Source organism: Burkholderia aenigmatica, assembly GCF_048627025.1.
GTDB lineage: Bacteria > Pseudomonadota > Gammaproteobacteria > Burkholderiales > Burkholderiaceae > Burkholderia > Burkholderia aenigmatica.
The window spans coordinates 1673537-1695074 of record NZ_CP184468.1 but is presented as its reverse complement, the minus strand read 5'-3'; the positions used below and the strand labels follow the sequence as shown (position 1 = coordinate 1695074).

The following is a 21538-nucleotide window of genomic DNA, read 5'->3' as shown; positions in this document are numbered from 1 at the left end:
AGAAAAAACGAAGGCGGACGGGAAACCCCGCCCGCCTTCGTCATGAGACGGCTGCGCCGGCCGTTGGCCGGCCGGCGCTATACCGCGCTCAGCTGTTCAGCGAGCGCTTGTCGACGGCGAGCGCCGCTTCGCGCATCACTTCCGACATCGACGGGTGCGGATGGCAGATACGGGCGATGTCTTCCGACGCCGCCTTGAACTCCATCGCGACCACGGCTTCCGCGATCAGGTCCGACGCGTTCGCCGCGATCACGTGCACGCCGAGCAGTTCGTCGGTCTTCGCATCCGCGATCATCTTCACGAAGCCGTCCGGCGCATTCATGCCGAGTGCGCGGCCGTTGATCGAGAACGGGAACTTGCCCGACTTGATCTCGCGGCCTTCCGCCTTCAGCTGCTGCTCCGTCTTGCCGACCCATGCGATTTCCGGGTACGTGTAGATCACCCACGGAATGCAGTTGTAGTCGATGTGCGGCTTCTGGCCGTCGATCACTTCCGCGACCAGCACGCCTTCGTCTTCCGCCTTGTGCGCGAGCATCGGGCCACGCACCACGTCGCCGATCGCGAACACGTTCGGCACTGCCGTGCGGCAGTGGTCGTCCACGTCGATGAAGCCGCGTTCGTTCGCCTTCAGGCCGATTGCCTCGAGGCCGAGGTTGTCGGTGTTCGGCACGCGGCCGACCGACACGATCAGGCGGTCGGCGTCGAGCGTCTGCGCGTTGCCGTCCTTGTCCGTGTAGGCGATCGACACGCCGTCCGCGGTCGTCTTCACTTCGCCGATCTTCACGCCGAGATGGATGTCGAGGCCCTGCTTCTTGAACAGCTTGGCCGCTTCCTTCGCGAGCGCTTCGTCGGCTGCGCCGAGGAACGCCGGCAGCGCTTCGAGCACCGTCACTTCGGCACCGAGGCGACGCCACACCGAGCCGAGCTCGAGGCCGATCACGCCTGCGCCGATCACGGCGAGCTTCTTCGGCACCGCGTCGAACGTCAGCGCACCTTCGTTGTCCGACACGATCTTGTTGTCGACCGGGAGGCCCGGCAGGTGACGCGCCTTCGAGCCCGTCGCGATGATCACGTTCTTCGCGGTCACGACTTCGGCTTCGCCTTCGCCGCTCACTTCGATCTGCACGCCGGCGTCGGTCTTGCCGGTGAACTTGCCATGGCCCTTCAGCCAGGTGATCTTGTTCTTCTTGAACAGGAACTCGATCCCGCTCGTCATCTTCTCGACGATCGCGTCCTTGCGGCCGAGCATCTTCGCGACGTCGATCTTCACGCCGTCGACCGTGATGCCGTGGTCGGCCAGGTGGTGCGACGTGTTCTCGAACTCTTCCGACGATGCCAGCAGCGCCTTCGACGGAATGCAGCCGACGTTCAGGCACGTGCCGCCGAGCTTCAGCGCGCCGGCCGGGTTCTTCCACTTCTCGATACAGGCAACGGTCTTGCCGAGCTGCGCAGCGCGGATCGCGGCGATGTAGCCGCCAGGGCCGGCGCCGATCACGACGACGTCAAATTCCTTGGACATGACAATCCTTTCTTCTTGTGCAACCGCACGGGCAGCGCGTGTCGCGCGCCCGTGCGGAGCGGGTCAATGCGGTGAAACTCGGCTTACAGGTCGAGCAGCAGGCGTGCCGGATCTTCCAGCGCATCCTTCATCGCGACGAGCGACAGCACGGCTTCGCGGCCGTCGATGATGCGGTGGTCGTACGACAGCGCGAGGTAGTTGATCGGACGGATCACGATCTGGCCGTTTTCGACGACCGGACGCTCCTTCGTCGCGTGCACGCCGAGGATTGCCGACTGCGGCGGGTTGATGATCGGGGTCGACAGCATCGAGCCGAACACGCCGCCGTTCGAGATCGAGAACGTACCGCCCGTCATTTCCTCGATCGACAGCTTGCCGTCCTTCGCCTTCTGGCCGAACTCGGCGATCTTCTTTTCGATCTCGGCGAGGCTCAGTTGATCCGCGTTGCGCAGGATCGGCACGACGAGGCCGCGCGGCGAGCCGACAGCGATACCGATGTCGAAGTAGCCGTGGTAGACGATGTCGTTACCGTCGATCGACGCGTTCACGAGCGGGAACTTCTTCAGCGCGTGGACGGCCGCCTTCACAAAGAACGACATGAAGCCGAGCTTCACGCCATGTTCCTTCTCGAACTTGTCCTTGTACTTGTTGCGCAGCTCCATGACCGGGGCCATGTTCACTTCGTTGAACGTCGTCAGGATCGCGTTGGTCTGCTGCGACTCGAGCAGGCGCTCGGCGATACGCGCACGCAGGCGCGACATCGGCACGCGCTGCTCCGGACGGTCGTTCAGCCAGGTCGTCGCCGACGCCGGCACCTTCACGTCCGGCAGCGACGGCTTCGCAGCGGCGGTCTTCGCCGGTGCGGCAGCCGGAGCAGCCTTCGGTGCGCTGCCTGCTGCCAGCGCGTCGCCCTTCGTGACGCGGCCGTCGCGGCCCGAACCTGCGACGTCGCCCGCCGACAGACCCTTCTCGGCCAGCAGCTTCGATGCAGCCGGCGATGCGGTGGTCGACGATGCGGCTGCGGCGACCGGCTGTGCTGCCGGTGCGGCTGCAGCAGGCGCTGCTGCCGGCTTGACTTCGGCGGCGCCCGCAGCGGCTTCGGCTGCACCTGCCTTCGCTTCGGTGTCGATCGTTGCGATCAGCTGATCGGCCACGACGGTGTCACCGTCGTTCTGCAGCACTTGCGCGAGCACGCCCGCGGCCGGTGCCGGCACTTCGAGCACGACCTTGTCGGTCTCGAGTTCGATCAGGATTTCGTCTTGAGCAACTGCTTCGCCCGGCTTCTTCTTCCACTGCAGCATGGTGGCTTCCGAAACCGACTCCGAAAGCTGGGGGACTTTGACTTCTACGATAGCCATGTGATTTTCCTGGATGCTTAATCTGGGTAATGACGAGGTTCGTGCGATTCCTTCGGCCGGTGCGGCGCGCGACGCGCCCGGCGGGCCAAAAGAGACGGGAAAGCGCATGGCGCCTTCCCGTTTCGCTTCCGTCGGTTATTTCGCGATCGATGCGCTCTTCAGGCGGCCGAATGCACCTTCGATGAGGGCCTTCTGCTGCTCGTAGTGCTTCGCGTAGTAGCCAACCGCCGGCGAGGCCGAAGCCGGACGGCCGCTGTATGCCAGCTTCTGCCCTTCCTTCATGCCTTCCTTCAGATGGTGCTCGACGTAGAACCAGGGACCCTGGTTCTGCGGCTCGTCCTGCACCCAGACCACTTCAGTCGCGTTCTCGTACTTCTTCATTTCGGCTTCGAACTGCTTGTGCGCGAACGGATACAGCTGCTCGATACGGATGATCGCGACGTCGTTCGCCTTCGCTTCGCGGCGATGGGCGACGAGGTCGTAATACACGCGGCCCGAGCATGCCAGCACGCGCTTGACCTTCTTCGCGTCGATGCCGCCGTCGGTTTCGCCCAGCACCGGCTGGAACGAACCCTTCGCGAGTTCCGACAGGTCCGACACTGCTTCCTTGTGGCGCAGCAGCGACTTCGGCGTCGCGACGATCAGCGGCTTGCGGAACAGGCGGATCATCTGGCGACGCAGCAGGTGGAAAATCTGCGCCGGCGTCGTCGGTTGAACGACCTGCATGTTGTGATCTGCGCACAGTTGCAGGAAACGCTCGATACGCGTCGACGAGTGTTCCGGACCCTGGCCTTCGTAGCCGTGCGGCAGCAGCATCGTGAGACCCGACACGCGGCCCCACTTCACTTCGCCCGACGAGATGAACTGGTCGATCACGACCTGTGCGCCGTTGACGAAGTCGCCGAACTGCGCTTCCCACAGCACGAGCGTGTTCGGCTCGGCGGTCGAGTAACCGTATTCGAAGCCCAGCACCGCTTCTTCCGACAGCACCGAGTCGATCACCGTGAACTTCGCCTGGCCGTCAGCGATGTTCTGCAGCGGCACGTACGTGCCGTCGTTCCAGCGCTCGCGGTTCTGGTCGTGCAGCACCGCGTGACGGTGCGTGAACGTGCCGCGACCCGAGTCCTGGCCCGTGAGGCGCACCGAGTAGCCCGATGCGACGAGCGACGCGAACGCGAGGTGCTCGCCCATGCCCCAGTCGAGCGGCTGGTCGCCACGCGCCATGTTGCGACGGTCGTTGATCACGCGCTCGACGAGCGGGTGAACCTTGAAGTTTTCCGGGACCGTCGTGATGCGTTCGCCGAGGCGCTTCAGTTCTGCGAGCGGCACGGCCGTGTCGGCTGCATCCGTCCACTTGCGGTTCAGGAACGGAACCCAGTCGACCGCGTACTTGCTCTTGTAGTTCGACAGGACCGGGTCGACCGTGTGGTGACCGTCGTCCATCGCCTTGCGGTACGCCTTCACGAAGCCGTCGGCGTCTTCCGCGGTGATCACACCCTGCTGCACGAGCTTCTCGGCGTACAGCGCACGGGTGCCCGGGTGCTGCGCGATCTTCTTGTACATCAGCGGCTGCGTGACCGCCGGCGTGTCCTGCTCGTTGTGGCCCAGCTTGCGGAAGCAGACGATGTCGATCACGACATCCTTGTGGAACTGCATCCGGTAGTCGATCGCGATCTGGATCGCGAGCACGACAGCTTCCGGATCGTCACCGTTCACGTGCAGCACCGGCGCCTCGATCATCTTGACGACGTCGGTACAGTACAGCGTCGAGCGCGCATCGCGCGGGTCGGACGTCGTGAAGCCGATCTGGTTGTTGATGACGATGTGCAGCGTGCCGTGCGTGCCGTAACCGCGCGTCTGCGCGAGGTTCAGCGTTTCCATCACGACGCCCTGGCCAGCGAAGGCCGCGTCACCGTGGATCTGCACCGGCAGCACTTGCAGGCCGTCTTCGTCGCCGCGACGATCCATACGCGCCTTCGCGGAACCTTCGACCACCGGGTTCACGATTTCGAGGTGCGACGGGTTGAACGCGAGCGACAGGTGGACCGGGCCGCCTTCCGTCGACACGTCCGACGAGAAGCCCTTGTGGTACTTCACGTCACCGGCCGGCAGGTCGTCGACGTGCTTGCCTTCGAATTCGGCGAACAGGTCGGCCGGCATCTTGCCCAGCGTGTTGACCAGCACGTTCAGACGGCCACGGTGGGCCATGCCGATGATGATTTCCTGGACGCCGCGCTTGCCCGAGTGCTGGACGACTTCGTCCATCGCTGCGATGAAGCTTTCGCCGCCTTCGAGCGAGAAGCGCTTCTGGCCGACGTACTTGGTGTGCAGATAGCGCTCGAGGCCTTCCGCTGCCGTCAGGCGATTCAGGATGTGCTTCTTCTCGTCTGCCGAGAAATTCGGCGTCGCGCGGATCGACTCCAGGCGCTCCTGCCACCAGCGCTTCTGTTCCGGGTCGCTGATGTACATGTATTCGGCGCCGATCGTGCCGCAGTACGTGTCGCGCAGACCCTTGACGATGTCACGCAGCGAAGCCTGGTCGAAACCGAAGTACAGGTTGCTTGCGCTGTACGTCTGGTCGAGGTCGCCTTCGGAGAAATCGTAGAACGCGGGTTCGAGCTCGGGAATGGCGGGACGCTCGCGACGCTTCAGGGGATCCAGATTGGCCCATTGCGAGCCGAGGAAGCGATAGGCGCTGATAAGGGACTGGACGTGCACTTGCTTGCGTGCCGCAGCCAGATTGCTGGTGCTTTCGCGCGGAATGAAGGCATTGGCCTTCGCGCGCTCGGCGAACGATTCGACGATCGGAAAATGGGCGACGTCATTGGCATTCGAACCGTCCGTTGCAGGTACGTTCTGCAGCGCGTCGAAATACTCTCGCCAGTTCTCCGGCACCGATGCCGGATTGTTGAGGTATGCATCGTACAGTTCTTCAACGTACGAAGCATTGCCGCCGAACAGATAGGAGTTCAGCTGAAACTGCTTCATTACATCTGACATTTTACGCTCACCTTTCTTCGAGCTTCTCGAGAAATAGCGGGTTACTCAACCTTCCGCGACACGGCCTGACCGTTTAGCGGATTGCGAATCAAGTCTTGCTTGGAAGGACCTAAACTTGCGTGCGCGCAGCATATCACAGAACCGATACCGGAGTTCACGGTGAAATGCGCCTGAAAGCCCGCCCGACGGGGTTTTGCCGGATTGCCGCGACCGCCAGAAACAGTGTTTTGCAGGCAACCCGATTGCACGTCGCGCAGATGCAAAAAAAGGCTGCCCGCAGGCAGCCTTTTCCGTGATGCAGCGAACGGTCGAAATGCTTAGTCGACCGCGCCTTCGCGGCTCGCGCGGCGACGCTCGTGTTCCTTCAGGTGACGCTTGCGCAGACGGATCGACTGCGGCGTCACTTCGACGAGCTCGTCGTCGTCGATGAATTCGACCGCGTATTCCAGCGACATCTGGACCGGCGGCACGAGGCGCACGGCTTCGTCGGTACCCGACGCACGCACGTTGGTCAGCTGCTTGCCCTTGATCGGGTTCACGACGAGGTCGTTGTCACGGCTGTGGATACCGATGATCATGCCCTCATACAGCGCGTCACCCGGCTTCACGAACATGCGGCCGCGATCCTGCAGCTTCCACAGTGCGTAGGCCACGGCAGCGCCGTCGTCCTGCGAGATCAGCACGCCGTTGCGGCGCTCGAACACCGAGCCGTCCTTGACCGGTGCGTACGAGTCGAAGATGTGGCTCATCAGGCCCGTGCCGCGCGTGAGCGTCAGGAACTCGCTCTGGAAGCCGATCAGGCCACGCGCCGAGATCTTGTACTCCAGGCGCGTGCGGCCGCGGCCGTCCGACGCCATGTCGAGCATCTCGCCCTTGCGGCGACCGAGCTCTTCCATCACGCCGCCCTGATGCTCGTCCTCGACGTCGACCGTCAGCAGCTCGTACGGCTCGTGACGGACACCGTCGATTTCCTGCATCACGACGCGCGGACGCGACACGGCCAGCTCGTAGCCTTCACGACGCATGTTCTCGACGAGAATCGTCAGGTGCAGTTCGCCGCGGCCCGACACTTCGAACACCGTTTCGTCGCCGGTGTCCTTCACGCGCAGCGCGACGTTGTGGTTCAGTTCCTTCATCAGGCGGTCGCGGATCTGGCGGCTCGTGACGAACTTGCCTTCGCGGCCGGCGAGCGGCGACGAGTTGACGAGGAAGTTCATCGTCAGCGTCGGCTCGTCGACGGTGATCATCGGCAGCGCTTCCGGCGTATCCACCGCGCAGATCGTTGCACCGATGCCGACGTCTTCAATACCGTTGATCAGCACGATGTCGCCCGCTTCGGCCGATTCGACCTGCACACGCTCGAGGCCCGTGAACGACAGCACCTGGTTGATCTTGCGGTTCAGCACATCGCCTTCCGGCCCGAAGCGCATCGCGACCGGCTGGCCCGGCTTGATGCGACCGCGCGTGATGCGGCCGACGCCGATCCGGCCGACGTACGTCGAATAGTCGAGCGACGTGATCTGCAGCTGCAGCGGCGCTTCCGGATCCGCCGGGCGGACCGGCACGTGTTCGAGGACTGCCTCGAACAGCGGGCGCATGTCGCCTTCGCGCGCAGCCGGGTCGAGCGACGCATAGCCGTTCAGGCCCGATGCGTAGACGATCGGGAAGTCGAGCTGCTCTTCCGTTGCGCCGAGCTTGTCGAACAGGTCGAAGGTCTGGTTGATGACCCAGTCGATCCGCGCACCCGGACGGTCGATCTTGTTGACGATGACGATCGGCTTCAGGCCGAGCGCGAGCGCCTTCTTCGTGACGAAGCGCGTCTGGGGCATCGGGCCCTCGACCGCGTCGACGAGCAGCAGCACCGAGTCGACCATCGACAGCACGCGCTCCACCTCACCACCGAAGTCCGCGTGCCCCGGCGTGTCGACGATGTTGATGTGCGTGCCTTCGTACTCGACCGCGCAGTTCTTCGCGAGAATCGTGATCCCGCGCTCTTTTTCGATGTCGTTCGAGTCCATCACCCGCTCCGCAATCTGCTGGTTCTCGCGGAAGGTGCCGGACTGGCGAAGCAGTTGGTCGACGAGCGTGGTCTTGCCGTGGTCGACGTGGGCGATGATGGCGATATTGCGAAGGGCGCGGGTCATAGAAACCTGGAAATCGTTTGAACGCGCAAACGCGCCCGCTCGTTTTTCACGGGCGCGCGCACATTGCAGCTTGGAAAGCCACAAATTATAGCACGTGAGAATGTCGAGAGCTGATGGGGCACGTTGCGACGCGACAAGCTGGCCGGCACGCCCTCCCCTCGAACGCATCAATCATGCCGAAGCCGCATCACCGACGAGGTCAAAAACCTTATCGATATAAGGGATTTGTCTGACGCGAAGCGCGCCCTTTGCCGTTCGATTAACATTTGCCGCGGCAAGCAACTGTGCCTATACTGCTGCCTAGTCAACTATTGCAGCTTCAGGGTTTTATGTCGGATTCTTCTACCCAACCGCCCGTTTCGCCGCTGTCTTCGTATCAGATGAACGACAGCGTCGGCTATCTGATGTCGCGCGTGAAGTCGGTGATGACCAACCTCGTCACGCAACGCACGCAGGAAGAGCTCGGCATCACGGGCACGCAGGCGAGCATGCTGTTCATGATCGCGGTCGGCAAATGCTCGACGGCCGCCGAGCTCGCGCGCGAGTACGGGATCGACGCGAGCGCGGTCACGCGCCTGCTCGACCGGGTCGAGAAACGCGGCCTGCTGTCCCGCGTCCGCAGCATCGAGGATCGGCGCGTCGTGCGCCTCGAGCTGACCGACGAAGGCCGTGCGCTCGCCGAGCGGCTGCCGCCCATTTTCCGCAGCGTGCTCGACCAGGTGCTGGACGGGTTTACGCCGGAAGAAGTCGGGTTCCTGAAGAGCATGCTGCGCCGCATTCTCAGCAACTACTGCGAGACCGCCGGCGGCAGCATCACGTAATAGTTGCCATAACAATTACTTTTGACAGATTAATGTAAGGGAATCCTTGCAGTGTCCATCATTCATTCCGAGTCAGGGATCAGCGCGATGAAATCCTCCCCGTTGTCCGTGCGCGCCGGGTCGTGCCGCGCCGCCGTCGCCGCCGCGGTCGCCGCACTGGCGCTGGCGGGCTGCGCTAACTACATCGGCATCAAGAGCGACAAGCAGATCGCCCCCGCGTCGCAATTCGAATCCGCCCAGAGCCTGCCGGCCCAGGGCGGCCAGTGGCCGGCGCTCGACTGGGCCGGCCAGTTCGGCGATCCGCAGTTGCCGAAGCTGATCGACGAAGCCCTGCAGGGCAATCCGTCGATCGCGCAGGCGCAGGCGCGTATCGCCAAGGCGTCGTCGTACATCGAATCGTCGCGTTCGAGCCTGCTGCCGAAGGCGGAAGCCAGCTATTCGTGGACACGCGAGCTGTATTCGTCGAATGCACTGTTCCCGCCCCCGTACGGCGGCCAGTGGTACAGCGAGAACAACGCGCTCGCGAGTGCCTCGTGGGAACTCGACCTGTGGGGCAAGAACCGCGAACGCCTGCACACCGCCGTGTCGCAGGAAAAGGCGGCCGAAGCCGACATGCAGCAGGCGCGCATCACGCTCGCGTCGTCGGTCGCACGCACCTACAACTCGCTCGCGCAGCTCTATGCGCTGCGCGATATCGCCCAACGGGAGATCGCCAACCGCGAGACGGTCGGCAAGATCACCGACGGCCGCGTGTCGGCCGGCCTCGACACCAACGTCGAACGCCAGACGGCCCGCGGCAATATCGCGACGACCCAGGCTTCGCTGTCGGATCTCGACGGCCAGATCACGACCGTGCGCTACCAGCTCGCGGCGCTGCTCGGCAAGGGCCCGGATCGCGGGCTGCAGATCGCCGCGCCCGTGATGAACCCGAGCGGCGAAGTCGCGCTGCCCGGCAACCTGCCGGCCGATCTCGTCGCGCGCCGCCCCGACATCGTCGCCGCACGCTGGCAGGTCGAAGCCGCGATGCACGACGTGAAGGAAGCGAAGGCCGAGTTCTATCCCGACGTGAACCTCGCGGCCGGCTTCGGCTTCGATGCGTTCGGCTGGGGCAAATTCCTGAACTTCGCGAGCCGCCAGGCGCAGTTCGGCCCGGCGATCCACCTGCCGATTTTCGACGCCGGCGCGCTGCGCGCGCAGCTCAAGGGCCGCTATGCGGACTTCGACCTGTCGGTGGCGAACTACAACCAGACGCTGATCAGTGCGCTGAACGATGTCGCGACGCAGGTCGCGTCGATCCGCGCGGTCGATCGCCAGATGGGCGATGCGCAACGCGCACTCGACGCATCGACGCGCGCCTATGACCTCGCTGTCATCCGCTACAAGGCAGGCCTGTCGCCGCAACTGCAGGTGCTGACCGCGGACAGCAACCGCCTCGCATCGGAGCAGACGGTGACCAACCTGAAGATGCGCCGGCGCGACATGCAGCTCGCGCTGATCAAGGCGCTGGGTGGCGGGTTCGACGCGACCGGTACGCCGCTCGCCGCGCCCGATGCCGACAAGCCGACAAAACAGGCCGCCAACTGATCCGGCGCCACCACTACGCAGACACTCGAAATAACGGACGGAGAAAATCGCCATGAGCGACCAACAAAACGCCGCCAGCGCGCAGCCGCAGAGCAACGGCAAACGCAAGCGAATGATGACGCTGCTCGTCGCGGTCATCGTGATCGCGGCCATTGCGTACGGCCTGTATTACTTCCTCGTCGCCCGCTTCCATGAAGGGACCGACGACGCGTACGTGAACGGCAACGTCGTGCAGATCACGCCGCAAGTCACCGGCACCGTGATCGCGGTGAAGGCCGACGACACGCAGACGGTCAAGGCCGGCGATCCGCTCGTCGTGCTCGACCCGGCCGACTCGCAGGTCGCGCTGCAGCAGGCCGAAGCCAATCTCGCGCAGACGGTGCGCCAGGTGCGCGGCCTGTTCGTCAACGACGACCAGTACCGCGCGCAAGTCGCACTGCGCCAGTCCGACCTGTCGAAAGCCGAGGACGATCTCCGTCGCCGCGTAGCCGTCGCACAGACGGGCGCCGTGTCGCAGGAAGAAATCTCGCACGCACGCGACGCCGTTCGCGCCGCCCAGGCATCGCTCGACGCATCGCAGCAGCAACTCGCGTCGAACCGCGCACTGACCGCAAACACGACGATCGCATCGCATCCGAACGTGATGGCCGCGGCCGCGAAGGTGCGCGATGCCTATCTTGCGAACGCACGTAACGTGCTGCCCGCGCCGGTCACCGGCTATGTCGCGAAGCGCTCGGTGCAGGTCGGCCAGCGCGTGTCGCCGGGCACGCCGCTGATGTCGGTGGTGCCGCTGAACGCGGTGTGGGTCGATGCGAACTTCAAGGAAGTCCAGCTCAAGCACATGCGCATCGGCCAGCCGGTCGAACTGACGGCCGACATCTATGGCTCGTCGGCGGTCTACCACGGCAAGGTGGTCGGTTTCTCGGCCGGTACCGGCTCGGCGTTCTCGCTGCTGCCGGCGCAGAACGCGACGGGTAACTGGATCAAGGTCGTGCAGCGCCTGCCGGTGCGGATCGAACTCGACCCGAAGGATCTCGACAAGCACCCGCTGCGTATCGGCCTGTCGATGCAGGTCGACGTGGACATCAAGGACGAACGCGGCGACCAGCTCGTGAACGCGCCGAACACCGTCTACGAGACCAACGTGTTCGCGAAGTATGGCGACGAAGCCGACGCCGAAATCGCCCGCATCGTTGCCGAGAACGCAGGCGGCAACGCATCGGCACCGGCCGCGGCGAAGTCGAACGCCATCGCGAAGATGATGTAACCGTTCCGACTCCGGAAAGACAACCGACATGGCACAGGCTCCTGTCTCTCACCCGCCCTTGCAGGGCGGGCAGCTCGTGATCGGGACGATCGCGGTATCGCTCGCGGTGTTCATGAACGTGCTCGACACGTCCATCGCGAACGTCGCGATCCCGACCATCTCGGGCGACCTCGGCGTGTCGTCCGACCAGGGCACATGGGTCATCACGTCGTTCGCGGTCGCGAACGCGATCTCCGTGCCGCTGACCGGCTGGCTGACCGACCGCTTCGGGCAGGTTCGCCTGTTCCTCGCGTCGATCATCCTGTTCGTGATTTCGTCGTGGATGTGCGGGCTCTCGCCCAACCTGCCGTTCCTGCTTGGGTCGCGCGTGCTGCAAGGCGCGGTTGCGGGCCCGATGATCCCGCTGTCGCAAGCGCTCCTGCTGTCGAGCTATCCGCGCGCCAAGGCGCCGATGGCGCTCGCGCTATGGGCGATGACGACGCTGATCGCGCCGGTTGCCGGCCCGATCCTCGGCGGCTGGATCTCGGACAACTACTCGTGGCCGTGGATCTTCTACGTCAACATCCCGGTCGGCATCGCCGCCGCCGCCGCGACGTGGGCGATCTATCGCAATCGGGAATCGGCCGTGCGCCGTGCGCCGATCGACGGCGTGGGCCTCGCATTGCTGGTCATCTGGGTCGGCTCGCTGCAGATCATGCTCGACAAGGGCAAGGATCTCGACTGGTTCGAATCGACGACCATCATCGTGCTTGCGCTGACCGCCGTTATCGCGTTCGCGTTCTTCGTCATCTGGGAGCTGACCGCCGAACACCCGGTCGTCGACCTGTCGCTGTTCCGCATGCGGAACTTCACCGGTGGCACGGTCGCACTGTCGATCGGATACGGCCTGTACTTCGGCAACCTCGTGCTGTTGCCGCTGTGGCTGCAGACGCAGATCGGCTACACCGCGACCGACGCCGGTCTCGTGATGGCGCCGGTCGGGCTGTTCGCCATCCTGCTGTCGCCACTCACCGGGAAGTATCTGCCGCGCACCGATCCGCGCTTTATCTCGACGGCGTCGTTCCTGACGTTTGCGCTGTGTTTCTGGATGCGGTCGCGCTACACGACGGGTGTCGACGAATGGTCGCTGACCCTGCCGACCCTCGTGCAGGGCATCGCGATGGCCGGCTTCTTCATCCCGCTGGTGTCGATCACGCTGTCCGGCCTGCCCGGCCACCGCATCCCCGCGGCATCGGGCCTGTCGAACTTCGTGCGGATCATGTGCGGCGGCATCGGCACGTCGATCTTCCAGACGGCCTGGGACCATCGCAACAACTTCCATCACGCGCAACTGGTCGAGCAGACGAACGTCTACAACCCGACGTTCAACCAGGCCGTCACGCAGATGGGCAACCTCGGTCTGACGCAGGACCAGGCGCACGGGCTGATCAACAACATGGCCACGCAGCAGGCCGCGCAGCTCGGCGTGAACGACCTGTTCTACATCTCCGCGGCGATCTTCGTGCTGCTGATCGGGCTGATCTGGATCACGAAGCCCGAGCGCTCAGGTGGCGGCGATGCAGGTGCCGCGGCATCGGCCGCACACTGAACACGCAGCCAGAACGCAAACAAAAAGCCCGGTCGACCTCGACCGGGCTTTTTTATTTCGACTGACCCATCCTGAAATAGGTTGACACTTTTTCGCTGAGGCGAGGAGGTGCCAGATGGAGCAAGGGATCAAGCGGACGCAGCGGGACTACAGCCTGGCTTTTAAGCTGTCGGTGGTGGTGCAAGTCGAAAAAGGCGATCTGACTTACAAAGAGGCGCAGCGACGCTACGGCATTCAGGGCCGCTCGACGGTGCTGGTATGGTTACGTAAGCACGGCTTGCAGGATTGGGCCGATCCATCCGGTCGTGCGCGATCAGGTTCCACCATGCCGAAGCAAGATTCGAAGCCGCTCACGCCGGAGCAGCGCATCAAGGAGTTGGAGACGCAGTTGCGAGAAGCGCAGGAGAAAGCCGCGCTGTTCGAGGCGGTGATCGACGTGATGCGCAAGGACTACGGGATCACCGTAAAAAAGCCTTCGGGCAGGTCGTCGCGCAAAGGCGGGTCGAAAAGCTGAGCGTCGAGCGGGCCTGCCGATACATGGGCATCAGCCGCCAAGCGTATTACAAGCGTTGCCAGAGCGAGGCTCATCGCTGCTCGCAAGCCGAGACCGTCACCTCACTGGTACAGAACATCCGCCTGCGACAACCGAGGCTGGGCACGCGCAAGCTGCATCATCTGCTCGGACCAACGCTGGTCGAGCGTGGTATCAAGCTGGGGCGGGACCGGCTGTTCGACGTGCTGCGCACCGCGCACCTACTGGTCGCACCACACCGCGCATATCACAAGACCACCCATAGCCATCACCGCTTCCGGCGCCATCCGAACCTATTGAAAGCCGGCCCGGAGCAAATCGTGCCGAAAGCCCCCGAGCAGGTTTGGGTTGCCGACATCACCTATCTGCCGACCGCTGGTCCGTTCGTGTACCTGAGCCTTGTGACCGACGCGTTCTCGCGCAAGATCGTCGGCTACCACGTCCATGACAGCCTGCAGACCGAGCAAGTCAGTCAGGCGCTCAAGAAGGCGTTGCGTACGCGCCGAAGCCGCCAGCCGTTGATCCATCATTCCGATCGCGGAATCCAGTACTGCTCGACGTATTACCAGGACATCCATCGACGCCATGGTCTGCGCTGCTCGATGACCGATGGCTACGACTGCTATCAGAATGCACTGGCAGAGCGGATCAACGGCATCCTTAAAGGCGAGTTCTTACTGCATCGCCCGGCCGATCTCAAGCAGGCCGCAAAGATGGTCGAACAGTCGGTGAACATCTACAACTGCGAGCGGCCCCATGCCGCCCTCAAATACAAAACGCCCGATGCGGTGCATCGGGCGTTTAGCGGGTGAATACTGTCAACCTATTCCAGGACTTGACAGACGGGAGCGCGTTCGCTCGGCGGCGTCAGCCAGCCGTGACGACGAGCCGTTCGGGCGCCAGTACGCCGTTCGCCTTGCGCGCTACACCGAGCAGCCGCGTCGCGTCGTAGACACGCACACGCCCGCCTTCTGCCGCATCGATCGGATCGAGCGCGGATAGCGGCAGACGCTGGCCGTGCAGGAACCGCTTCGCACTGGTTTCATCGAGACGAACCAGCGGAAACGTCGACAGCAACGCGTCGACCGGCTGGAGCCACGCATCGCGCGACGCGTCGTCGGCGTCGGACAGCGCATCCAGCGTCACCGCATGCTCGAGCGTCAGCGCGCCGACGCCCGTGCGACGCAGCATCGTCAGATGCGCACCGCAACCGAGCGCCTCGCCGATGTCCTCGGCCAGCGTGCGCACGTAAGTGCCCTTGGTGCAGGTCACGCGAAACGTCACGTCGGGCAGGTCGCACGCGAGCAGGTCGAGTGCGAGGATCGTCACGTTGCGGCCCTCACGCTCGACGGTTTGACCCGCGCGCGCATATTCGTACAGCGGCTTGCCATCGCGCTTGAGCGCCGAATACATCGGCGGCACCTGCACGATATCGCCGGTGAAGCGCACGAGCGCGGCTTCTACCGCCGCACGGTCGCATTCGACGGGCCGCGTGTCGATCACCTCACCTTCCGCGTCGCCGGTGGCCGTACGCTGACCGAGACGCATCGTCGCTTCGTAGGTCTTGTCGGCTTCGAGCAAATCCTGCGAGAACTTCGTCGCCTCGCCGAAGCACAGCGGCAACAAGCCCGAAGCCAGCGGATCGAGCGTGCCGGTGTGACCGGCTTTCTTCGCGAGCAGCAGGCGCTTCGCGCGAATCAGTGCGTCGTTGCTCGACAGGCCGATCGGCTTGTCGAGCAGGAGGACGCCGTCCAGCACGCGCCGGGGCACGCGCGGACGTTGGGGTGCTGCAGTCGTCATAGGCCGGTCGAGCTCAGTCGTCCTTGGCGGCCGCGTCGGCCTCGTCATCGTCCTTCGCGCGCGTCGAGTTCGCTTCCTTGATCAGGCGCGACATTTCGACGGCCTTCTCGATCGTCTGGTCGTAGTGGAAATGCAGCGTCGGCACCGTATGAATGTGCAGGCGCTTGAACAACAGGTTGTGCAAGTGACCCGACGCATGGTTCAGCGCTTCCTGCGTCTTGGCCGGATCGCCGGTCAACGCGGTGAAGTAAACCTTCGCGTGCGCGTAATCCGGCGTGAGTTCCACGCTCTGGATGGTCACGATGCCGATGCGCGGGTCCTTGACCTCGCGCATGATGAGTTCGGACAGATCGCGCTGAATCTGGTCAGCGATCTGCACGTTGCGATTGGGGGAAGTACGTTTCCTGGACATGATCGATCCGTGATCCGTTTATCAGGATAAAGCGGCGGCCAGTGTTGGCACGCCACCATGAAAATGGGCGGGACAGGCCCAAGCCTGCCCCGCCCATGAGCCGATGCGCGAGGGTTACAGCGTACGCGCGACTTCGGTCACTTCGAAGACTTCGAACTGGTCGCCTTCGACGATGTCGTTGAAGTTCTTCACCGACATACCGCACTCGAAGCCTTGCTTCACTTCCTTCACGTCGTCCTTGAAGCGCTTCAGCGATTCGAGTTCGCCCGTGAAGATCACGACGTTGTTGCGCAGCACGCGCACCGACGACGAGCGCTTGACGATACCGTCCGTCACCATACAGCCGGCGACTGCACCGATCTTCGGTACCTTGAAGACCTGGCGCACCTCGACCATGCCGGTGATGACTTCGCGCTTCTCCGGCGCCAGCATGCCCGACATCGCCGCCTTCACCTCATCCACTGCGTCATAGATGATGTTGTAGTAACGGATGTCGATGCCGTTCGACTCGGCCAGCTTGCGCGCCTGTGCATCTGCACGCGTGTTGAAGCCGATGATGACCGCCTTCGATGCCGTTGCGAGGTTGACGTCGTTTTCGCTGATGCCACCCACCGCGCTGTGCACGATCTGCACGCGCACTTCGTCGGTCGACAGCTTGAGCAGCGACTGCACGAGTGCTTCCTGCGAGCCTTGCACGTCCGCCTTGATGATGAGCGGCAGGTTCTGCACTTCGCCTTCGCCCATCTGCTCGAGCATGCTTTCCAGCTTCGCGGCCTGCTGCTTCGCAAGCTTGACGTCGCGGAACTTGCCTTGACGGAACAGTGCGATTTCACGCGCCTTGCGTTCATCTGGCAGCACGATCACTTCTTCGCCCGCACCCGGCACTTCCGACAGACCCTGGATTTCGACCGGGATCGACGGGCCGGCTTCCTTCGTCGGCTTGCCGTTCTCGTCGAGCATCGCGCGCACGCGGCCGTAGGCCGTACCCGCCAGCACGACGTCGCCTCGGTTCAGCGTACCGGACTGCACCAGGATCGTCGCGACCGGGCCCTTGCCCTTGTCGAGCTTCGCTTCGATCACGATGCCCTTGGCCGGCGCCTCGACCGGTGCCTTCAGTTCCAGCACTTCGGCTTGCAGCAGCACGTTCTCGAGCAGATCGTCGATACCCGCGCCCGTCTTCGCCGAAACCGGCACGAACGGCGAATCGCCACCGTACTCTTCCGGCACGACGCCTTCCGCGACCAGTTCCTGCTTGACGCGATCGAGATTCGCGTCCGGCTTGTCGATCTTGTTGATCGCGACGACGATCGGCACCCCGCCTGCCTTTGCGTGGGCGATGGCTTCCTTCGTCTGCGGCATCACGCCGTCGTCGGCTGCCACCACCAGCACCACGATGTCGGTCGCCTTCGCGCCGCGTGCACGCATTGCCGTGAACGCTTCGTGACCCGGCGTATCGAGGAACGTGATGACGCCACGCGGCGTGTCGACGTGATAAGCGCCGATGTGCTGCGTAATGCCGCCCGCTTCGCCAGCGGCAACCTTCGCGCGGCGGATGTGGTCGAGCAGCGAGGTCTTGCCGTGGTCGACGTGACCCATGACCGTGACGACCGGCGGACGCGGCAGTTGCTCCGCATCGGTACCCGTTTCGCCTTCGACGAGCAGCGCTTCCGGATCGTCCAGCTTCGCGGCAACCGCGCGGTGGCCCAGTTCCTCGACGATGATCATCGCCGTTTCCTGGTCCAGCACCTGGTTGATCGTGACCATCTGGCCCATCTTCATCATCACCTTGATGACTTCGGAGGCCTTGACCGACATCTTGTGCGCGAGGTCGGCAACCGACACGGTTTCCGGCACGTGCACTTCGCGGACGATCGGTTCGGTCGGCGCCTGGAACGTCGAGCTGTCCTGGTGACGGCCGCGACCCTTCGGGCCGCCGCGCCAGCCGCGGTCGACGCCGCCGCTCGAATCGCCGCGCGTCTTGATACCGCGACGCTTCGATGCGTCGTCCTGCCAGCCGCCCTTGCCTGCGCCCGGCTTCTTGTTGCGGTCGCCCGCGCCTGCCGGCGCAGTCGTAGCCGGTGCTGCAGCACCGGCCGGCTTCTTCACGGCCGGACGCGCCTGCGCACCTTCCGGCTTTGCCGGCTTGTGCAGCGTGCCCTTCGCTTCGGCCGGCTTCGGCGGCTCGACCGGCTTCGGCGGCTCGACTGCCTTGACCACGGCCTTGCGCGGCGTGTTCATCATTTCGCGAATCGCACGCGCTTCGGCTTCTGCCGCCGCACGACGCTTGCTGATCTCTTCCTGCTCGGCGCGCGCCTTGTCCGCCGCCTCGCGGGCAGCGTCTTCAGCCTTCTTCGCCGCTTCGCGCTGTGCCGCACGTTCGGCGGCTGCGCGTGCTTCGTCCTGCGCGGACTGCGCAGTCGCCGCTTCCGGTTCGGAAGCAGCAGCCTGCTGTGCGGCCGCCTGCTGCTGTGCGGCTGCCTGCTGCTGTGCCGCCGCAGCTTCGGCCGCGGCACGCTTCGCCGCCGCTTCTTCCTCGGCACGACGGCGCTCGGCTTCAGCCGCTTCCTCGCGGGCACGGCGCTCCGCTTCCTCGCGCTCGAGGCGCTCCTGACGCTCGCGCAGTTCCTGCGCCTGCTTCTCGAGCAGCTCGGCCTCGCGGCGCGCTTCTTCTTCGCGACGCTTCAGTTCTGCATCGTCATCCGCTTCGGCGACCTGCGCCTGACCCTGTTCCGCACCCTCGCTCGCGTCGTCGCGCTTGACGAACGTACGCTTCTTGCGGACCTCGACCTGAATGGTGCGAGCCTTGCCCGTCGCGTCAGATTGCTTGATCTCCGACGTATGCTTGCGGGTCAGCGTGATCTTGCGCTTGTCGCCGTCGGTTGCGCCGTGCGACTTGCGCAAATGATCGAGCAGACGCGCCTTGTCCGTTTCGGACAGCGCATCGTCTTCACTCGCTTTCTGGACGCCCGCTGCCTGCAGCTGTTCGAGCAGCACACCAGCAGGCATTTTCAGTTCCGCGGCAAATTGGGCTACGTTGTTACTCGCCATTCATTCCTCTTAGTGCAAGGACCGATTCCTTGCGGTTAGCATCGGGTCAGGCCATACGGCCGCCATCAAATCAGTGCGCCATGGTCATTTCTCACTGGAACCAGTGTTCACGTGCTTTCATGATCAACGCCTTAGCGGCATCCTCTTCCATCCCGGTCATGTCGACCAGTTCATCCACTGCCAGCTCGGCGAGATCGTCTCGCGTCTGCATGCCGTGTTCGGCCAGCTTCGCAAGCAACTCCGGCGTGATGCCGTCGAGGCTCTTGAGATCCAGCGCTGCGTTCTCGACCTTTTCTTCGTTCGCGATGGCCATCGTCAACAGCGCGTCGCGTGCGCGGTTGCGCAGTTCGTGCACGGTGTCCTCGTCGAACGCCTCGATTTCGAGCATTTCGTTGAGCGGCACGTACGCGATCTCTTCCAGGCTCGTGAAGCCTTCGTCGATCAGGATGTCGGCAACTTCTTCGTCGACGTCGAGACGCGCCATGAACAGCGCACGCAGCCGGTCGCGCTCTTCACCCTGCTTCAGGGCGGATTCGTCCGGCGTCATGATGTTGATCTGCCAGCCGGTCAGCTCGCCTGCAAGGCGAACGTTCTGACCGCTGCGGCCGATCGCGACAGCCAGCTCGTTCTCGTCGACGACGACGTCCATCGAGTGCTTTTCTTCATCGACGACAATCGACTGAACAGCTGCCGGCGCGAGCGCGCCGATCACGAACTGGGCGGGATCCTCCGACCATAGCACGATGTCGATGTTTTCGCCACCGAGCTCGTTGCGCACGGCCTGCACGCGGGAACCGCGGATGCCGACGCAGGTGCCGATCGGATCGATCCGCTTGTCGTACGCGATGACGCCGATCTTCGCGCGCACGCCCGGGTCGCGGGCAGCCGCCTTGATCTCGAGCAGACCCTGCTCGATTTCCGGCACTTCCATCTCGAACAGCTTCATCAGGAATTCGGGCGCCGTACGCGACAGCTCGATCTGCGGGCCGCGCGCGGTGCGGTCGACCTTCGCGATGTACGCGCGCACGCGGTCACCCACGCGCAGGTTTTCCTTCGGGATCAGCTGATCGCGGCGCAGCAGCGCCTCGACACGGCCCGATTCGACGATGAAGTTGCCCTTGTCGAGGCGCTTCACCGTACCCGTCATGATCTTTTCGCCACGCTCGAGGTAGTCGTTCAGGATCTGCTCGCGCTCGGCGTCGCGCACCTTCTGCAGGATCACCTGCTTCGCGGCCTGCGCGCCGATGCGACCGAACTCGATCGACGGAACGGGTTCCTCGACATACTCGCCGACTTCAACGTCGGGCTTCTGCTCACGTGCTTCGAACAGCAGGATCTCGCGATCCGGCTCCTGCAAGCCTGCCTCGTCGGGTACGACGAGCCAGCGACGGAAGGTTTCGTGCTCGCCGCTTTCGCGATCGATATGGACGCGGATTTCGGCGCCTTCGTCGAACAGCTTCTTGGAAGCGGACGCGAGCGCAGCCTCGAGGGCGCCCAGCACCACATCCTTGTCGACGTTTTTCTCGCGCGCCAGCGCATCCACCAGCATCAACACTTCGCGACTCATTATTTGCGGCTCCTAAAGTCAACTTGCGGAATCAGGCGGGCTTTGTCGATATCGGCCAGCGTGAAATCCAGCATGGCCGCCTCGCCCTTCTTCCTCTCAAATTCCAAACCGATCGTTTCGCCATTCGGCGCGTGCAGAATGCCCCGGTACGTCTTGCGCCCGTCCAGCGGCTTTTTCAAAGTCACGGAAACTTCGCTGCCGGCGAAGCGCTCGAAGTCGGCCAGCTTCTTCAACGGGCGGTCGAGCCCCGGGGACGAGACTTCGAGCCGTTCGTAATCGATGTTTTCGACCGTCAAGACGTGCTGGAGCTGACGCGTGACCTTTTCGCAATCTTCGAGCGAGATGCCGGCAGGCTGATCGATGTAGATGCAAAGCATGCCGCGCCCGGTGCGCTCGAGATCCACCAGCTCGTAGCCGAGCCCGGTGACCGTGGTTTCTATCAGTTCCGTCAGTTGCACTGTGTCCTCTCAGGTGTTCGCGCCCGCCGCTCGCGATTCACCCGCGGGCGCGCGCCTTAGCCGGCGCAGGAAGCGCTACCCGAGATGCCTAACCGTTTCAGCAAAAAAAAATGGGCGGAACGCCCATCTTCTTACTGGTGGTCGCACCTGAGCCGCACATTGAATCCGTACGCCCAGCGACTTCGCGATTATAGCGATTTTTGGCGTAAACGCCAAGCCAGCCGGTAAAAGCAGCGTGTTGCCTGCCTTTACGGGCCCAAAATGCGAAATCGGGCTGCCCGATCGACCGGCGCCATCGTGGCACGCCGGTGATCGGTTATGCCGGCGGCCAAGCAGCGGCACGCGACATATATATAGCCGAAAGCAATAAACGCAACGCGTCGCACCGACAGAACCGGACGACTGCCGATCCTTCCGGTACGCCGGCGGCTTTGCACCGC

The 21538-nt window shown here is 63.8% G+C and carries 14 protein-coding genes; 5 read left to right on the top strand and 9 right to left on the bottom strand.

All coding sequences use genetic code 11. The features are described from left to right. Window positions 1-88: 88 nt before the first annotated feature. The 4 genes from lpdA to typA form a co-directional block, all read right to left on the bottom strand. Window positions 89-1519: a dihydrolipoyl dehydrogenase gene (gene lpdA, locus ACN8ZM_RS07935; protein WP_043182592.1), complete on the bottom strand. Its 1431-nt coding sequence runs from the start codon at window positions 1517-1519 to the stop codon at window positions 89-91. 83 nt (window positions 1520-1602) lie between these two features. Continuing rightward, the gene (gene odhB, locus ACN8ZM_RS07930; RefSeq protein ID WP_089450367.1) at window positions 1603-2877 is read right to left on the bottom strand and encodes a 2-oxoglutarate dehydrogenase complex dihydrolipoyllysine-residue succinyltransferase; all 1275 of its coding nucleotides are present in this window, start codon (window positions 2875-2877) and stop codon (window positions 1603-1605) included. A 135-nt stretch (window positions 2878-3012) separates the two neighbouring features. Next, a complete protein-coding gene (locus ACN8ZM_RS07925) occupies window positions 3013-5877 on the bottom strand; it encodes a 2-oxoglutarate dehydrogenase E1 component (protein ID WP_043182590.1) in 2865 nt (954 codons plus the stop codon). Window positions 5878-6194: 317 nt separating this feature from the next. Continuing rightward, window positions 6195-8021, bottom strand: coding sequence for a translational GTPase TypA (gene typA / locus ACN8ZM_RS07920; RefSeq protein ID WP_043182588.1), 1827 nt, complete (start codon window positions 8019-8021; stop codon window positions 6195-6197). Window positions 8022-8350: 329 nt separating this feature from the next. On the opposite strand from typA, the gene ACN8ZM_RS07915 reads away from it, so the two are divergent. The 5 genes from ACN8ZM_RS07915 (at window position 8351) to ACN8ZM_RS07895 (ending at window position 14625) form a co-directional block, all read left to right on the top strand. Then, a complete protein-coding gene (locus ACN8ZM_RS07915) occupies window positions 8351-8842 on the top strand; it encodes a MarR family winged helix-turn-helix transcriptional regulator (RefSeq protein WP_011351804.1) in 492 nt (163 codons plus the stop codon). An 87-nt stretch (window positions 8843-8929) separates the two neighbouring features. After that, a complete protein-coding gene (locus tag ACN8ZM_RS07910; protein ID WP_089450693.1) occupies window positions 8930-10426 on the top strand; it encodes an efflux transporter outer membrane subunit in 1497 nt (498 codons plus the stop codon). Between the two features lie 52 nt (window positions 10427-10478). Beyond that, the gene (locus tag ACN8ZM_RS07905) at window positions 10479-11693 is read left to right on the top strand and encodes an efflux RND transporter periplasmic adaptor subunit (RefSeq protein WP_043182585.1); all 1215 of its coding nucleotides are present in this window, start codon (window positions 10479-10481) and stop codon (window positions 11691-11693) included. A gap of 28 nt (window positions 11694-11721) precedes the next feature. Then, window positions 11722-13281 carry a DHA2 family efflux MFS transporter permease subunit gene (locus ACN8ZM_RS07900; protein WP_043182584.1) on the top strand — a complete coding sequence of 520 codons (1560 nt, stop codon included), beginning with the start codon at window positions 11722-11724 and terminating at the stop codon, window positions 13279-13281. 115 nt (window positions 13282-13396) lie between these two features. After that, window positions 13397-14625 (top strand): IS3 family transposase gene (locus ACN8ZM_RS07895; protein ID WP_089449955.1). Its coding sequence is split into 2 segments (ribosomal slippage): window positions 13397-13762 and window positions 13765-14625, totalling 1227 coding nucleotides; the frame shifts between segments, so codons are not numbered across the junction. A 55-nt stretch (window positions 14626-14680) separates the two neighbouring features. Here ACN8ZM_RS07895 and truB read toward each other — a convergent pair. The 5 genes from truB to rimP form a co-directional block, all read right to left on the bottom strand. Beyond that, the gene (truB, locus tag ACN8ZM_RS07890; protein WP_420210920.1) at window positions 14681-15613 is read right to left on the bottom strand and encodes a tRNA pseudouridine(55) synthase TruB; all 933 of its coding nucleotides are present in this window, start codon (window positions 15611-15613) and stop codon (window positions 14681-14683) included. Between the two features lie 13 nt (window positions 15614-15626). After that, window positions 15627-16025: a 30S ribosome-binding factor RbfA gene (gene rbfA, locus ACN8ZM_RS07885; protein ID WP_011351799.1), complete on the bottom strand. Its 399-nt coding sequence runs from the start codon at window positions 16023-16025 to the stop codon at window positions 15627-15629. A gap of 114 nt (window positions 16026-16139) precedes the next feature. Further along, window positions 16140-19073 carry a translation initiation factor IF-2 gene (gene infB, locus ACN8ZM_RS07880; RefSeq protein ID WP_043182581.1) on the bottom strand — a complete coding sequence of 978 codons (2934 nt, stop codon included), beginning with the start codon at window positions 19071-19073 and terminating at the stop codon, window positions 16140-16142. A 91-nt stretch (window positions 19074-19164) separates the two neighbouring features. Then, on the bottom strand, window positions 19165-20640 hold the full coding sequence (gene nusA / locus ACN8ZM_RS07875) for a transcription termination factor NusA (RefSeq protein ID WP_043182579.1): 1476 nt from the start codon (window positions 20638-20640) through the stop codon (window positions 19165-19167). Next, window positions 20640-21098, bottom strand: coding sequence for a ribosome maturation factor RimP (gene rimP / locus ACN8ZM_RS07870; RefSeq protein WP_014897219.1), 459 nt, complete (start codon window positions 21096-21098; stop codon window positions 20640-20642). Before rimP ends, nusA begins: the two co-directional genes overlap by 1 nt. Between the last annotated feature and the right edge of the window lie 440 nt (window positions 21099-21538).

What these genes read in the sequence shown, in the direction of transcription:
- lpdA (WP_043182592.1), bottom strand. Translation starts at nt 1,519, where the DNA reads ATGTCCAAGGAATTTGACGTCGTCGTGATCGGCGCCGGCCCTGGCGGC.
- odhB (WP_089450367.1), bottom strand. Translation starts at nt 2,877, where the DNA reads ATGGCTATCGTAGAAGTCAAAGTCCCCCAGCTTTCGGAGTCGGTTTCG.
- ACN8ZM_RS07925 (WP_043182590.1), bottom strand. Translation starts at nt 5,877, where the DNA reads ATGTCAGATGTAATGAAGCAGTTTCAGCTGAACTCCTATCTGTTCGGC.
- typA (WP_043182588.1), bottom strand. Translation starts at nt 8,021, where the DNA reads ATGACCCGCGCCCTTCGCAATATCGCCATCATCGCCCACGTCGACCAC.
- ACN8ZM_RS07915 (WP_011351804.1), top strand. Translation starts at nt 8,351, where the DNA reads ATGTCGGATTCTTCTACCCAACCGCCCGTTTCGCCGCTGTCTTCGTAT.
- ACN8ZM_RS07910 (WP_089450693.1), top strand. Translation starts at nt 8,930, where the DNA reads ATGAAATCCTCCCCGTTGTCCGTGCGCGCCGGGTCGTGCCGCGCCGCC.
- ACN8ZM_RS07905 (WP_043182585.1), top strand. Translation starts at nt 10,479, where the DNA reads ATGAGCGACCAACAAAACGCCGCCAGCGCGCAGCCGCAGAGCAACGGC.
- ACN8ZM_RS07900 (WP_043182584.1), top strand. Translation starts at nt 11,722, where the DNA reads ATGGCACAGGCTCCTGTCTCTCACCCGCCCTTGCAGGGCGGGCAGCTC.
- truB (WP_420210920.1), bottom strand. Translation starts at nt 15,613, where the DNA reads ATGACGACTGCAGCACCCCAACGTCCGCGCGTGCCCCGGCGCGTGCTG.
- rbfA (WP_011351799.1), bottom strand. Translation starts at nt 16,025, where the DNA reads ATGTCCAGGAAACGTACTTCCCCCAATCGCAACGTGCAGATCGCTGAC.
- infB (WP_043182581.1), bottom strand. Translation starts at nt 19,073, where the DNA reads ATGGCGAGTAACAACGTAGCCCAATTTGCCGCGGAACTGAAAATGCCT.
- nusA (WP_043182579.1), bottom strand. Translation starts at nt 20,640, where the DNA reads ATGAGTCGCGAAGTGTTGATGCTGGTGGATGCGCTGGCGCGCGAGAAA.